The sequence below is a fragment of the Vibrio sp. Hep-1b-8 genome, assembly GCF_006124995.1.
In the GTDB taxonomy this organism is placed as follows: Bacteria; Pseudomonadota; Gammaproteobacteria; order Enterobacterales; family Vibrionaceae; genus Vibrio.
Genome location: NZ_QEWN01000001.1, coordinates 101,955 through 115,949 on the forward strand (window position 1 = coordinate 101,955; position 13,995 = coordinate 115,949).

Annotated in this window: 15 protein-coding genes; 4 read left to right on the forward strand and 11 right to left on the reverse strand. The window is 41.4% G+C overall.

Translation table 11 applies throughout. The annotated features are described in order from the left end of the window. Positions 1 to 172: 172 nt before the first annotated feature. Positions 173 to 619 carry an META domain-containing protein gene (locus DA100_RS00450; RefSeq protein ID WP_138970345.1) on the reverse strand — a complete coding sequence of 149 codons (447 nt, stop codon included), beginning with the start codon at positions 617 to 619 and terminating at the stop codon, positions 173 to 175. Positions 620 to 815: 196 nt separating this feature from the next. On the opposite strand from DA100_RS00450, the gene DA100_RS00455 reads away from it, so the two are divergent. Then, positions 816 to 1,064, forward strand: a complete 249-nt coding sequence (locus tag DA100_RS00455) for a DUF1289 domain-containing protein (protein WP_138970346.1) — start codon at positions 816 to 818, stop codon at positions 1,062 to 1,064. Between the two features lie 263 nt (positions 1,065 to 1,327). Here DA100_RS00455 and DA100_RS00465 read toward each other — a convergent pair whose 3' ends face one another. The 10 genes from DA100_RS00465 to DA100_RS00510 form a co-directional block, all read right to left on the reverse strand. Further along, positions 1,328 to 1,549, reverse strand: a complete 222-nt coding sequence (locus tag DA100_RS00465) for a hypothetical protein (protein WP_138970348.1) — start codon at positions 1,547 to 1,549, stop codon at positions 1,328 to 1,330. A 316-nt stretch (positions 1,550 to 1,865) separates the two neighbouring features. Then, complete coding sequence (locus DA100_RS00470) at positions 1,866 to 2,426, reverse strand: phaC PHA synthase (protein WP_138970349.1); 561 nt, start codon at positions 2,424 to 2,426, stop codon at positions 1,866 to 1,868. A 211-nt stretch (positions 2,427 to 2,637) separates the two neighbouring features. After that, positions 2,638 to 3,045, reverse strand: a complete 408-nt coding sequence (locus tag DA100_RS00475) for a GspS/AspS pilotin family protein (protein WP_138970350.1) — start codon at positions 3,043 to 3,045, stop codon at positions 2,638 to 2,640. 2 nt (positions 3,046 to 3,047) lie between these two features. Then, positions 3,048 to 3,344: a YciI family protein gene (locus DA100_RS00480; protein WP_004746701.1), complete on the reverse strand. Its 297-nt coding sequence runs from the start codon at positions 3,342 to 3,344 to the stop codon at positions 3,048 to 3,050. Positions 3,345 to 3,449: 105 nt separating this feature from the next. After that, positions 3,450 to 3,842 (reverse strand): acyl-CoA thioester hydrolase YciA, encoded by a 393-nt coding sequence (gene yciA / locus DA100_RS00485; RefSeq protein WP_138970351.1) that lies wholly within the window; start codon positions 3,840 to 3,842, stop codon positions 3,450 to 3,452. Between the two features lie 74 nt (positions 3,843 to 3,916). Then, a complete protein-coding gene (locus DA100_RS00490; RefSeq protein ID WP_138970352.1) occupies positions 3,917 to 4,468 on the reverse strand; it encodes a septation protein A in 552 nt (183 codons plus the stop codon). Positions 4,469 to 4,578: 110 nt separating this feature from the next. Next, positions 4,579 to 4,803 carry a hypothetical protein gene (locus DA100_RS00495; protein WP_138970393.1) on the reverse strand — a complete coding sequence of 75 codons (225 nt, stop codon included), beginning with the start codon at positions 4,801 to 4,803 and terminating at the stop codon, positions 4,579 to 4,581. A gap of 258 nt (positions 4,804 to 5,061) precedes the next feature. After that, complete coding sequence (locus DA100_RS00500; protein ID WP_138970394.1) at positions 5,062 to 7,578, reverse strand: response regulator; 2,517 nt, start codon at positions 7,576 to 7,578, stop codon at positions 5,062 to 5,064. Further along, complete coding sequence (locus DA100_RS00505) at positions 7,571 to 8,770, reverse strand: acyl-homoserine-lactone synthase (protein WP_138970353.1); 1,200 nt, start codon at positions 8,768 to 8,770, stop codon at positions 7,571 to 7,573. The genes DA100_RS00500 and DA100_RS00505 overlap by 8 nt, the downstream gene beginning before the upstream one ends. A 377-nt stretch (positions 8,771 to 9,147) precedes the next feature. After that, a complete protein-coding gene (locus tag DA100_RS00510) occupies positions 9,148 to 10,311 on the reverse strand; it encodes a hypothetical protein (RefSeq protein ID WP_138970354.1) in 1,164 nt (387 codons plus the stop codon). A 358-nt stretch (positions 10,312 to 10,669) separates the two neighbouring features. Here DA100_RS00510 and DA100_RS00515 point away from each other — a divergent pair, with 358 nt between their 5' ends. The 3 genes from DA100_RS00515 (at position 10,670) to DA100_RS00525 (ending at position 13,986) form a co-directional block, all read left to right on the forward strand. Beyond that, a complete protein-coding gene (locus tag DA100_RS00515; RefSeq protein ID WP_138970355.1) occupies positions 10,670 to 11,587 on the forward strand; it encodes a hypothetical protein in 918 nt (305 codons plus the stop codon). Between the two features lie 9 nt (positions 11,588 to 11,596). Then, positions 11,597 to 12,727 (forward strand): hypothetical protein, encoded by a 1,131-nt coding sequence (locus tag DA100_RS00520; RefSeq protein WP_138970356.1) that lies wholly within the window; start codon positions 11,597 to 11,599, stop codon positions 12,725 to 12,727. A gap of 275 nt (positions 12,728 to 13,002) precedes the next feature. Continuing rightward, a complete protein-coding gene (locus tag DA100_RS00525; RefSeq protein ID WP_138970357.1) occupies positions 13,003 to 13,986 on the forward strand; it encodes a hypothetical protein in 984 nt (327 codons plus the stop codon). Positions 13,987 to 13,995 lie beyond the last annotated feature (9 nt).

Genomic DNA, 13,995 nt, shown 5'->3' on the forward strand with positions numbered 1-13,995 from the left:
GCCATTGAGTTAGACCGGAACAATTCACTTATTCGTTCATTATGACTGAAAAAAGATAGGTTTATTATATATTTGAGGTAAAAGTGGATGGATTGTGTAAAAAGTGAGTCGCAATAAGTAAAAAAGCAGCCCGAAAGGCTGCTTCTAAAATAGGATGACTTGACGCGTCGAATTATTTTTTCCAATCGCTCAATTTGAACGTAAGCGTGTGAACGTCGTTTTTCAGTACCATTGAATCATTGGTCAATGTCATGTCACTCCAGTCAGAGAGTGTTTGAGAAAATGCTTGTTCAACGTCCATCACATCGCCGACACACATTTTCATGGTCATGCCCATCTTTTCAATGCGGAACTGGTTGTCTTTTAGTTCAGCTTGACCAAAGAAGTTATTACAGCCCGCGTTACCATTCGCTGTCATCTTTTCGCCAACCTCTAGGCGAGGAGCTTGGTGGCGGCCTTCTAGTACAATATCTTTACCGTCAATGCTAACCAACTCCCAGTTGTGGTGTTGGAGATCCTGAGCTGTAATTTGTTTCACATCGTCACCATTGCTTACACATGCGGTTACTACAACAGGTAGGGTAATTGCTGCAAGTAACATTTTTGGACTAAGCTTCATAATAAATCAACTCCAATAAGTAGATAATAAGCCATTTAGCTTCGGCTTTGATGGTTTTAGTATAATTAATAAAACACTGTTTTTGTCAGAGGAGAGTCATAGTTTGGTCTAAATCACATATTGGAACTTATTGATAAACATCTAATTATAGATGCCGTAGAGTGTAATTTGTGCTTTTTAGCAAATGGGTGACCGTTTGGAACAGTTAGAGTTTTTTGTCGTACCAAGTCCTTGCGTAGGCATATGCACAGTAGATGAAAAAGGCTACTGCAAAGGGTGTATGCGTAAAAGAGAAGAGCGCTTTAATTGGTTAACCATGACGCCCGCCCAGCAACTGCATGTCATCAAGCTATGCCGACAGCGATACCTGAGAAAAATGAAACGAGATTCAGTAGATCGCATCGATCAAGATAGTACGGATAGCCCTCAACAAGATCTTTTTTAAAATCAAATACTTTACAGTTTTGTTTTTTCCCGCTATACCTTTAGTATCGTGTACTGTATTTAAAGGTGTAGTATGGATATACGAAATCAAATACCCAACCCTTGTATAGGGTATTGTCAAGTTGACACAAAAGGTTTTTGTTTAGGCTGTGGCAGAAGCCGTGAAGAACGTTATCTTTGGTACCAACTGACCGAGACAGAACAAAGAGAGATTTTACTAAGAGTGTGCGTACAATCTCTCTATCCCGTTAAATAGCCCCCTACTTACTTTAACGCCCACCGGTCGCTAACCCATCCTCCGGCGTGCTCATCAAAATGGCTACCAGAGAAACGATGGTTAGCTTCGGTATGCTTTTCGCAAGAGGGTTGATCGTCGATCAAATGCTGAATATAACTTGCCATTGGATCACCGCTTTTCAGCCGGTCTTGCCTGGTGGCAACTTCTTTAATCAACTGAAGACGGTATGAGTTACTAGCACGTTTCATGCGGTGATCCTCCTTGGTTATGACACTAATATGAAAAGTTAGAAGTGGATGTTTCCAGCGTCAATCTAATTTGATTATTTTTTGTTCTATTTTAGTTTTTTAAGAACTCTGTTCCAGTTATGAAACCATGATCAAAATGGGCTATTGCATTGAAATTAGAAGGGGAGTTGCACGGAGACTAAAAAAGGGTAGTGAAATAAAAAATTCACATAAATTTATTGCGACTTTACTTTGTGATCATTTGCTACTAAGGCCTAGTTGGGGAACAAAAAAACCAGTCGTATATTACGACTGGTTTGAGATGAAGATTGGAGTGTTACTTAGCGAAGTTCACGATTGGGAAACAAGGTAGGAAGCCGTTATCAGCACAGTTGATTAGGCCGATTTGAACCCCTTCAATTTTACTTGTCTTGTTGAACACGCCTACTTGAACGGTTGACTCGCTCGACAGGTTAACCGCCCCCACGTCGACCATGGTGTCGCCTTCAGAGTAGTTAACAAAACTCACGTTTGCGCCATTCACGTTGTTGGTGATGTTAACCGCACCAAGGTTAACCCCGGTAGTTAACCCTTCATTCCAGTTGAATAGACCAAGAGAGGCGCCGGTCATTTCTTGATTCACTTTTGAAGCGCCTAAAAAGAGGCCAAAGTTAACACCTGTTGTTGTATTGGTCTCAGACATACCGACAATCGCAAAGTCGACACCTTTCACTTGGTTTACTTTACCGTGTAGAGCTGCGAGACGAACGCCAGAAACTTGTGAGTTATCTGGTGCATTAAAATCATTGATAGAAGAGAACATCACTGGGGATGAAGCAACAGCGAAAGAAGAGGCGAACGCTGTAGAGATAGCCACTGCAGTAAGAATTTTTTTCATAATAACTCCAAGTATTAGCTGTGTATCCAGATTAAAGACCAATGTGTATCCGCATTAGCCTACTTTGTAAGCATAGTCAGTATGTTAAGACTGCGTGAAATATGATCTGTGTGACTATGTTATTTAACTTGTTGTACAGCAATCCGTTGAGTTTTGAGGGATAAAAAAACCTCGCATAAGCGAGGTTTTGAATTTGTATACACAACTGCGGTTAGCGTTTGGCGTTCAAACAGCGTTCATGCGTGACTATCTCGTCTGCAATCAACTGGCCTCGGCTGTCACGCATTTTAATCCGATAACTCAATCCAACCTCTAAGTTAGCTTTGGTGTCGGCAACAGTACAATAAGTGTTGATGCTGTTGTTCATGACCTGCGTGGCAGGCTTTGCACCGAGGGCATCAGCGTTGTAAACCATCATAATCTCAACGGTTGAACCATTAGAATTTGCGCGCATTATTGAAAGCGGCCCCGCTTCTAGCGGAAGCTTAGACGCCAGTAGATTAGCGCGAGTATTCGCCAACAGCGAGAGTTGACGCTCTTTCTCGGCTGAAGCAGAAGAGCATCCAGCAACAACCAGTGCGACCATTAAGATCGAGAGAGTTTTAAACACAGATGGCATAATTAGAAGACTTTCTTAAAAGGTTTAACAATAACCTTTTCGTATACACCAGCTTCAATGTACGGATCAGCATCAGCCCACTCTTGCGCTTGTTGCAAAGAATCAAACTCTGCAATAACGGTGGAACCAGTAAAACCAGCTTCACCAGGGTTGTCAGAATCAATGGCAGGCATAGGCCCCGCCGTTAGCAAACGACCTTCATCTTGCAGTGCCTGTAAACGCTCTAGGTGAGCAGGGCGGACACTCAGTCGTTTTTCTAATGAGTTCTCTACGTCTTGTGAAAAGATGACATACCACATGTACAGATATCCTTATATCGATGATGTAACCGTTGGTGGTTACTTTACCTTAAATACTGGTTTTTAAAAGTATTGATTTGGTGTTATTTCGTCTATGCCATGAACTTATTGTATTGGTCGAGGTTTGCCATCTGCGTCAATAGCGACATAGTTAAATGTGGCGTCACAAACCATAAAGCGATCTTCAAGACCGTGCTCTTTTACTGGTTTCACCCACACCTCTAAGTCGATACTCATTGATGTACGACCAATACGTGTACATTCACCGTAACAGCAAACCACATCTCCAACACGAACAGGTTTCTTAAAAGTGATGCTAGAGACGGATACTGTCACGATTCGACCTGAAGAAATTTCCTTGGCGAGAATCCCTCCGGCAAGGTCAAGTTGAGACATAATCCAACCGCCGAAAATGTCGCCATTGGCATTGGTATCGGCTGGCATGGCAAGGGTTCTAAGTAGGAGCTGACCTTTTGGTGTATTAATTTCTTGGCTCATTTTGACATCCACTACAAACGACACAGCGACCAAAGTGGTCGCTGTAAAAGAGGTATTGTAACAAAACTATTCACTTATTCGCCAGCGCTCGCCTCGTTGTTCTCTTTTGGTAAATGCTTGTAGATATAGAGCCCGGTCACTAGGGTGAACGCAAACGTGGCAGCGAGTAAGCCAAACACCTTAAAGTTTACCCAGATATCCAATGGTAACTGAAATGCGACATAGATGTTTAAAGCGGCACAGAAAGAGAAAAAGGCAACCCATGCCCAAGTGACCTTAGCCCACAAAGGTTCAGGAAGAGAAATTTCTTTGCCCAGAATCCCTTTGATCGCAGACTTGCCTAAGAGGTGGCTGACGGCAAGACCAATAGCAAACACCATGTAGACGATGGTCACTTTCCACTTAATGAAATTGTCATCGTGTAAGAAAATTGTCATTCCACCGAATACGGCAACCATCAAGAAGGTGATGAACTGCATTTTCTCGATTTTCTTATAGATCATATAGGTCAAAGCAATTTGAACCGCGGAAGCAATGATCAGCGCCCCTGTTGCGACGTAAATATCAAACAGCTTATACAAAGCGAAAAAGATAATTAGGGGGATGAAGTCGATGAGTTGTTTCATTGGCATGGTCTTTTGTGTAACAAGAAGCCCTCAGTCTAACCAAATCTCTGGTTAAGACAAAGGGCTTAATGGCAAACTCGGGTTTCTCTACTAACAGCAAGGTAGGGAGATTAGGCTATGTAACGCTTGTAATCTTCGAGATAACCTTCGCTACGCAAACTGTCTACCGTAAATTGCAACTCTTCGTCACTCATAGCAAAACAACTGGATTTGCCTGTCATGCCGTTGAGGTATTCGTGGTACTCAAGCTCGGTAAAGTGGCCAATACGGTCCACGAGCAGAGTCTTGATTCCGTGATGAATCAGACGATAGTAGGTGTGACGCTGAACTTCCATAACAGTACCTCTTACATCAGCGCAAAGACGAATCTTTGCCGCTTTTACTTCGTTGTACGAAAGGAAGCATAATCGGTGCCACTTGATGTTCAAATTAATCACAACACGATGATTGGTGCCGTTAGCCGTTAATAGAAATGGATACCACTGCTGAAAATTCGTTCGCGGTACGGTTTCAGATATGCAAAATGCGAGTCGAATTGAGAGTAGAATTGCCAATTGTTTGACAGGCGCATCTGCTCTTTTGCTATACAGTGGCTACGAATGAATTTCTTGTCCTAGAGTCGACTTCAGAATGGTATCGAGTGCGTCTTTGGTTGTTGGTTTTGATAGTCGTCCATCCATAAGCTCGCTCATCCTTTGTACATCTTTTTCTCCGGATTCACCAGAAAGAGCAATGATAGGGATAGCTGGATATGACTGACGTATAATGCTTGCTGCTTCAAAACCATCCATAACCGGCATCTGAATATCCATAAACACCAGATCAATGGGATTGCTTTGGATGATCTCGATTGCGACTTTACCGTTGTTAGCAAGCACAACACCATAGCCAAGCTGCTCCAAATAGAGCTTAACGAGTGTCCGCTGAATCTCTTTGTCATCCACGACCAAAATCATATGTGATGACTTAGCAACAAAACCTAGCTCACCTTTTGCCACTTCAGGATTAATTGGTGGGGCAAAATCGATCGCCGTTGGAGCGATAGGTGACGTTTTTATTTCATCAAGTCGTACACTAGAAGAAGGGAAGGTCAGAGTAAATTCTGTAAATTCGCCTGGTAGAGAATGACAACTTATTCCACCCCCAAAGGACGTCATGACGCGTTGACAGTAGCCTAAACCTAGCCCACTACCACCACTCTTATTGTGGCTGAAAAAGTCATCGAAAATACGTGAGAGTAAAACCTGAGGAATACCAGGGCCAGAGTCACGGAAGATGACATGATTTTCATATAGGCCGACTTCCGTACGGATTTCGATCCTGCTTTTTGGGTACGAATCAAAATAGTAGATAGCATTGCGTAATAGGTTGAACAGCACAAAATTAAACAGGGTATCGTTGATCTTAACGACAAAGTCATTCTCAAGGTTCAGCTCTATCCGATTAAATTCATCTTCGCTCTCAAAGCCATATTGATTGATCGCACTATGAATGGCGTGACGAATAGAGGTCGCTTCCGATGGCTCTTGATCGAGAGACGAGCTATTGACCTCCCGCAGAATGATGTCAATCAGTTGTCTGCCGCGACGAATCGCTTGCTTGCCACTATGAACATGACGAAACAGATCATTCTGATCTTTGATGTTATTCAGTTTGCTTTCCAGAGATTCAAACTCATATTGTACTTGTGCGAGAGGATTTCTCATCTCATGGGCGATAGAGTTAGCAAGTGCCTGTGACTGTCTAACTTTACGTTCATAGTTTATGTGCACTTGAACTTTTTTCAGTACCCTCTCCAGCGCTCGCAGCTCTTCGAATGAGAAATTAACGTCACCTTGTTTATGACTTGAGACTAAAACGTGAGAGAGTTTGTTCTTACCTTCGTAAATCGGCAAGACCAATGCTGAATCCATCTGATTCATATTGGTATGCAAATTGGAAAGCTCGGCGTCACTGGTTTGTTCTATTGCGTCTTCCAACTCGTCGATCACCAAAGGCGTCGAATGATTTTCAAAGTACGTGCGATAGAGACTGGCCCCTTGATAGTCATCGAGTAATTTCAGCTTGTCACTTGGCACACCAAGGTAGCTAGCCAATGCTTCGATCGCTTTCGATGGTGAGTTTTGAAACTCTTCTTCTAAATGGGCAATTTTATCTGTAGGGGGCGTAGATGAACCGTACAGAACGAAGCTGAGACAACTTCTCATCACTTGAGACGCGTATGGCCATGAAATACCAATAGTGATCAGCAAAGTAATCACCGTAGCGGTGCTGAGATAGTCGAGGGGCTTAAACAGCGCGATAACTCCCGTGTAAGCCGCAGCAGTAAGCAGTAAAGAGCAAGCAACCAAACACAGGTAGCGAAAACTGTAAAAACGAGAGGCCAGTATCGCATAGCCCATAAATAGCATTTCACTGACTGACAATGCAGGTGGCAGCCAAGTCAAGGAGAAGTCATTAAAGAAGTAAGTGAAACCCAACTGTATGACCGCGGTAGAGGCCATGAAAATGGTCATTCCGAGGATCATGTAGTTAATCCGAGTGCGACGGATGCGGTTACTTGATTGCTTGATGGATAATAGATTGGCAAACGTTAAAGCAAACAGCAGGGTCAAACCAATGAAGAATGGTTGAGTATAATGGCCAAATTCAAGTACAAATCGGCTTGGCCCCTCTATCGTCACACCTAAGATAGTCAACCCGGGAATAAGGTTTACCACAGTACACATCACAATAATTGTGATGGCGAAGGCGAGCTGCCACAGACTGGTATGGCTGTCTGTGTAATGCGCTCTCAGTTTTGCAGAAAAAAAATAGGCAGAGCCAAAGGCCAGCAGCGCGGACAAGTTAGCAATTATGGCCATTGTAATGGCACTTTTTGCTCCCCAATCGGGCAACAAGCCAGTATGGAAATACGCGTTGCTGCAAATCCAGACAAACAAGCCCAATGTGTAGGACACATAGTAGAGATACTGCTTGATGCTAGAAAAGCCATGTTTTTTCGCCAGCGTTGAACAGAAATAGCCTGCCCAGACAAAAACCAGTAGTGCCGTTAGTATTAACACCACTGCCTTTGGATAAAGTAGATGAGTGGTTAAGTAACTAAGCATAGTGAGGTTTGTGTCCATGATTTCGATATTTTTTTAACTGACGGATGGTGAGTTTTTTGTAGCTTTTATAGCTCGCTCTCGCTAGCTCTTGGTTGAGTGGTTGGATAAACCACAGTCCTTTATAGGTGGCAAACTCTGAACTAGAAACGTGGCTCGTACTGAGCTGACTGAACACCGTTTCGCCTAAGCTCAAATAGTACTGAATCATTAAAGGTTGCTCAATCACAACAAATGCAATTTTATAGTGGAGTGAGGACAACTGTTCCATTAAACGCTTCTGAGCCAAATAGAGATAGAAAATCATCTGAGACTGATTGCCGCTAACGGTAAGACGGATGATTTCACAACACTGTTGGTGTGACACTATCTTCTGCCACAACGAGTTTTCAAAAAGGGCGGATGAATGCCTTGGAATGTCTTGATTGTCTAATAAACCGTGCTCAGAAAGTTGGTCGACGGTTTTTTTTGTTGCAAGCAATTGCCAACTATCGGTTTGAAAAAATGGGGAAAAGTAGAGCCACTGTTCAGCCTGTGTATGGTGATTTATTTTGGCGCTGGCGACGATCAGTGCGCTATCTGAATCTGCTACTTGAGTTGCCAAAATGAAATGCGTTCCGCAGGTTGATTGATTGATCTCATAAAGCATTTCATACCATTTATGTTGCCAGACAAAGGTCGAAAGGTTAATCAATACAATGGCATCGGGCAGTGTAAGAGCGTGTTGGCAGTGCAAGGTATAATAGTGCTTTTTGTGCTGCTCAATACAGTCGATCACACTGTCAAAATAGTCTGCTTCGTTGTGAGAGAGATTACGCTGTCTCTGGTCAAGAGCGGAATCATTTAATGAGTGGTAGCCTTTTTTGAGTTTCCAAATCTTATATCCGCACCAAGCTTGTGCCCAGTCATCAAACAGAAAAAGCGCATCTTGCTCAATTTGATGCCACTCTTTTGTACCAATACTCAGGGGGCGCTTTAGCTCCGCGTAATAAAATGGAGACATCAGCTTTGTCGCGATGTTTTTGTCCTGCAATGTCGGATCACTTTCGCAGACTAGACGTAGGCGTTCATTGAGTACTTGTTGGAAAAACAAGTCACTGTTATCGCCAAATAACCGATCTATTTGCGTAAATAAAGCGTATGCGTCGTGCGCGACTCCTGATGAGGCAGGAGCAGGGATGTTTGTGTTAGCCATAGACGTTTGTCGTATATTTTTGTTTTTAGATGGCTAGTATTAATACAGATGAGTATGTGTGCAACTAAATTGATATAAATAATTCATATTTAACTTGATAATTAATCAAATAGTTGATGTTGAGCACATTAGTATTAGATTAAATAGCAAGCCAATGAGGCTAATGGCGCGCAGTTAAAGCACCCTATAACAAAGCATATTGTATGGTAACAAGGCTCATTCTCTATGCTTGTAGGATTTTAAGACCGATTGCACCATTTTTCTTATCCACATCAATGCTAGAAGGGAAGTGCGTCCATCAAATCAAAGTCTAAGAATAAAAAAAGCCGCTTTGTTTCATGCGGCTTACTCTATTAATGGTTAAACACTAGTTGAAATTAACCCTTCTTACATGCAAAGAAACCATGGTAGTAACTGTTGGCTGCAGGAGTGAACGTTGGGTTAGCGTTTAATGCGGTTAAGATACCCACAATACCATTGCCCCCAGGGATTGCATTACTCCACCATGTATTTAAAATAGCAGTATCTTTGGTCCAATAACCAGTAGAGCCTGGCCAAGATTGATTAAACGTTTGACTACTCGCAAAAGCAAGCATTTCACTCTCTGTCATTGGTTTAGCAGCTTCACCGATCGCATCACAGTATGCCTCCAGAAGATTGTTGTTTCCTCGTGCTCTTGGGGCATAAACATATTGCTTGGTTTTACCATTATGCGTGACAGATTCAATTTTCTTCATTGTTTCGCTAGGGAATAGCGCTGAAAACTGTTCCGGCGATGGCGGATAAAAATAAACCGTATCATTCGTCTCGATATCACTATCTCGCACTAATCTTTCATCACACTCGGGAGTAAAGTAGCCAACGGTGGCGTCAGTCAATACCACCGACGAACACAAACCGAGTAGTTCAACGTTATTGGTCTTTAAATCTGTAGTAAATGCACGTTCATGTTCAAATGTAGCATAACTAGGCGTCAGCTCTTCCAATTGTGCTGTGGTTAGCGCGGTATTTCCATTAAACAAGGCTCGAAGGATACCTACTGGTTTAGGTCCAGCTGAAGCATTTACCGGCCCTTTGTAAGTAAAAGTCGCTTTGGTATTTACTGTAGTCGCAGAATCAAGAATAAAATCGTCGGTAAACTGATTGCTGAAGTCCCAATATTCCTCGAAGTTTAGTACATTGCTTCTCGTCATACGTTGACGAATATTGGGTACAACTGTAAGTTCATTAGAACATTCCATATTTACATTATCGATGTTACAAAGTTTGATGGTTTTACCACGCAACTTGTGACTCGGAGCAAAAAATAGGTTGTCTGACTGTACTTGTCCACTACTATCAATCCACGCGAACTGGTTCACGCTTCCATCATCGTTATACTTTTTAATCGGGCCATTCTCTGGGCTAGATAGAATAGGTATGCCTACTGGCGTTTCCTCTCTAGACCCTAAATAGCTCTCAATTTCCATCGCGGCATATGATAGCGAAGACGACATGACTAACGACGTCACGATGCTTAACTTAAATATTTTTATTATCATATTAGATAATTCCCTTGGTTATAAAATAATATTGTTTATCTATATTTCAGCTAAAAAATCCTTCAGCACTTAAATATTAATAACTTAAGCGTTATTAGTGCATGGGAAATATCCTTTGGTTGTGTGGGAAAAATCCGACTTATATGTATGTTGACTCGTGATCACACTATTTTTATGATTTGTAACTTTATCCACTTTAAACTCAATTAAATTTGACATTAAATATAGGCCCAGTTTATTCTAATTTTGTTTATTATCATTAGAATTTTTTATTATCATTAGACTAACCTATATAAAGAATATTTAAATTACAAAATTGTCATTTAATAAAATTTTCTTTAGTGGAGGAAAAAAAGCAATGACAAACATTGGTTCGATCTCATGCGTAATGCTATTTATAATATCAACAATTAGTTATGCGATAGAGCTTGAGGATGTAAGATTATCGGCTGGAAGCGGGTTACTTATCGGTACTGATGGGTGCTCAGAGAGCTACTATCAGTGTGACTTAAATTCAATATATTACGAATTTGGGATCGATTTTGAATCACATAATTTAGCTCTGGGTAGCTCAATTTTAATCGCCAATGACTTCGAGGCTCAATCTGAAAAAACTCAGAATCGACAAGACTTCAATATCAAGTCGCTTAATACCGTTACTAAATACAAGTACCCACTTGGTCACGACTCTCGCCTAGATTTTGGTATTGGGCTCTCTATATGGAAGGACAAACAATACGGCATCAGTGACAGTGAACATGTCGGTAGCTCAGCATACCTTATGTTGGCGTATGAAAGATACGTCAACTTATTAGATCTTAATGTCAGTTCTAGCGTTAAATACTTTCCTAATTTTTACGGTTTAGACTTTGACATGTTGTTACTTGGTGTCTCATTTTCGAAAAGTCAAATTCAGCGTCGAATCAAAAATGCGATAGAGAATAGTCAGGATAAAAGTAACATTGATTACCAACAAGTGGTAAGCACAACTCTATATTTTGATGAATCATCAAGTTTATTAACTTCCTCCCATAACCTAACGCAATTTCTAGATGGCGATTACTTCGTTGTATATGGATATAGGAGTTACAACGAAGACATTATTGTTTCTATCGATCGGGCACGAAGAGTAGAAAGTGCTTTAAAAGAGCTTTATCCCAATTCAAAAATCGACATTATTAATATGTCTTATACCGTTCCTTATTCTGCAAAAAGTAATGGTGATGGTTACCAAGAAGAACGCAGGGTAATAATTAAATCATATCGTCCAAACTAAGGCTTACTTATGAAGATGTTAATAATGCTAATTTGTCTTACTGCAATTTTTGGCTGCAAAAGTGAAGAAAAGCTATTTGCAGAAGTCGATAATGAAAAAGGCATAAGATGGTCTAGTCTTTCTATTGAACTTGATAATAAACAATTATCGATAGGCAGTTCATTTGATCCTACTGTAAAAGTAATCGATACAAATGGAAATTCTTATCTGTTAGATCCTAAATCTGTCACATGGAAATTTTCGGATCCCTCTGCTATTAGTTTTGGGCAAGGGACTAATGGTTTCTTCTCAGCAAGCAAAATCACAAGAGCGACGATTCGCGCACAGTATGAGACCCTCTCCTCTAATGAATTAGTGGTTAATATCGAACCTGTATATATTACTGATACAAAATTAGTGTCTTACGCAAATCCTGTCGTTTTATCACATGCTCCTATCTTAGAGTGGGCATCGCGCAAAATCTATCTCAAAGCTATCATGAATAATGGTTCAATTATTGATGTCACTGAAAAGGCAAATTGGACGACAAGCGACAGTAGTGTCATCATTTTCACACCTGGAATTGCGGGAGTTTTAAGTAAGACCCTACGAAGTACGGGGGCTGGCAAAGCAACCATCACTGCCGAATATGCGGGTTTCACTAAATCCATTGATATAGAGGTTAAAGACCTATTGAATTTAGGCGAGAAAGTTGGCTGTGGCGTTGAAACAATTACAATATCCATACCCGATACCGGGAAATCTTTGATGTTTCGTTGTCCCCCTGTCGGTCGAAAAGACGTAGGCGATTATATATCTACTCAGGCCGCAGGCGCCTATGCTGCTGGAATCATTAATGCCTTTCTTCCTCTGTTTAAGTTCGACAGCGCAGTTGCTTATTGTGCTAGCCTAGGGCAAGGCTATCGTTTGCCATATTGGTCGGAACATTATGCGTTTGAAAAACAAATTAATTCTGGAGTCACACAACCTCATGGTCCCTATCTCGACTATGGCTGGCCGCAAATAGCTAGACATTGGCTACTAGACGACACAGGAAAACCAGGTGTGCATCTTTTGAAATATTTCGGTCATAGAGGTAATTTCGAACAAGATGGTAATGATTATACTGACGTAACGGCATTATGCGTGAAGGAAGTGTAACTAACGACTTTCATTTGATTTGTCTAACTACCTACCCGTTATCATCATTAAATGACTCCGTACTTCGCCGCTAGAAATTGGTTGTTGTGTTACACAATCACTGTTCTCAAAATGGCGAAGTAGGTACCTCCCGAGCATGCCGGGGTACTTACTAATTACAACGCTAAAGTGTTGATCAAAATTACAAACAGCTAATACTGTAATTTTAGATTTGACATTCATCCATGGGTAAACCTGTGGTTTTATGTATTCACAAAATAAAAGAGAAAAAGCAAATGATACAATTGACTACTCTGTTAGTTATTTATTTCTTTTCCAGCCTAGCATACGCTGGTGAAGTAAGCATACAAAACCGCCACCAAAACTTCCTAACTGGAATGATCGACAATCGAATAGCGACCAACTATGACCATAATTCTTTATTTCGTACTATTTATTGGCAACGACAGTCTGGCACAGTCGTATCCGAAAAACCTTACTATTTCCTAAACTCGACTGGCAACGACTCGGTGAAGTTTTGTATTAAAGAAAATAATAAAGCCGCTCAATGTTCCCGCTACTACCAAAGCGACCGGCCAAACAGTGCCCGTTCTATTCAGCGTAATTCAGGGTCAATGACCAACATTATTAATAATGGTGAGAATTTGCAGATATCTGATGTTTTTTCTGCAACAGCGAGCTTTCATATCTTACAGGGCCAATTTTCTTTCTTATACCATCAAGTCGAAGATCAGGATGGTAGTGTGTTAAGTGCCAATTTTATTGAGAGTACGACTAGTGTGTTAAACAACATCTCTGTGCCTTTACAAGCCAGCTCAGTCCGTTCCTGTTCATTAGGGGGGTTTGCATATGGCTCACCTATTTCTATCTCGAGCTGCTCTGATCCTGTCCCAGTGGTAGACCCAAACGATGAGCCATTTTATCAATGGTCTGGCCGAATGTATTACACTCACATGGGTCCGTTTGACAACCTCCAACAGGGAAGAGATGCCTGTAGCAACTCTACATATGCAAATTACAATGACTGGAGTCTAGTCAAACTGGATGAACGCCTGATCACTAAGCCATTGGAACGAGTACGCGAAGCTCCCTTTAATTTGCTCTATACGGGGGGGCATGAAGTTGGGGTGGGTGTCGCTGATGATGCTTTTTTCTATTGGACATATGCGGCCAATGGTCGATTGATAGAGCATAAATTTAAATGGTGGTCAGTACCGGATTTCACGTATGACACGGTGATTTGCACGCGTCGTACATAATGTTCAGTC

Bases quoted from the DNA above. Each gene is read 5' to 3' on its own strand.
- DA100_RS00450 (WP_138970345.1), bottom strand. From the start codon at position 619: ATGAAGCTTAGTCCAAAAATGTTACTTGCAGCAATTACCCTACCTGTT.
- DA100_RS00490 (WP_138970352.1), bottom strand. From the start codon at position 4,468: ATGAAACAACTCATCGACTTCATCCCCCTAATTATCTTTTTCGCTTTG.
- DA100_RS00510 (WP_138970354.1), bottom strand. From the start codon at position 10,311: ATGATAATAAAAATATTTAAGTTAAGCATCGTGACGTCGTTAGTCATG.
- DA100_RS00475 (WP_138970350.1), bottom strand. From the start codon at position 3,045: ATGCCATCTGTGTTTAAAACTCTCTCGATCTTAATGGTCGCACTGGTT.
- DA100_RS00505 (WP_138970353.1), bottom strand. From the start codon at position 8,770: ATGGCTAACACAAACATCCCTGCTCCTGCCTCATCAGGAGTCGCGCAC.
- DA100_RS00465 (WP_138970348.1), bottom strand. From the start codon at position 1,549: ATGAAACGTGCTAGTAACTCATACCGTCTTCAGTTGATTAAAGAAGTT.
- DA100_RS00495 (WP_138970393.1), bottom strand. From the start codon at position 4,803: ATGGAAGTTCAGCGTCACACCTACTATCGTCTGATTCATCACGGAATC.
- DA100_RS00480 (WP_004746701.1), bottom strand. From the start codon at position 3,344: ATGTGGTATGTCATCTTTTCACAAGACGTAGAGAACTCATTAGAAAAA.
- DA100_RS00520 (WP_138970356.1), top strand. From the start codon at position 11,597: ATGAAGATGTTAATAATGCTAATTTGTCTTACTGCAATTTTTGGCTGC.
- DA100_RS00525 (WP_138970357.1), top strand. From the start codon at position 13,003: ATGATACAATTGACTACTCTGTTAGTTATTTATTTCTTTTCCAGCCTA.
- DA100_RS00515 (WP_138970355.1), top strand. From the start codon at position 10,670: ATGACAAACATTGGTTCGATCTCATGCGTAATGCTATTTATAATATCA.
- DA100_RS00470 (WP_138970349.1), bottom strand. From the start codon at position 2,426: ATGAAAAAAATTCTTACTGCAGTGGCTATCTCTACAGCGTTCGCCTCT.
- yciA (WP_138970351.1), bottom strand. From the start codon at position 3,842: ATGAGCCAAGAAATTAATACACCAAAAGGTCAGCTCCTACTTAGAACC.
- DA100_RS00500 (WP_138970394.1), bottom strand. From the start codon at position 7,578: ATGCTTAGTTACTTAACCACTCATCTACTTTATCCAAAGGCAGTGGTG.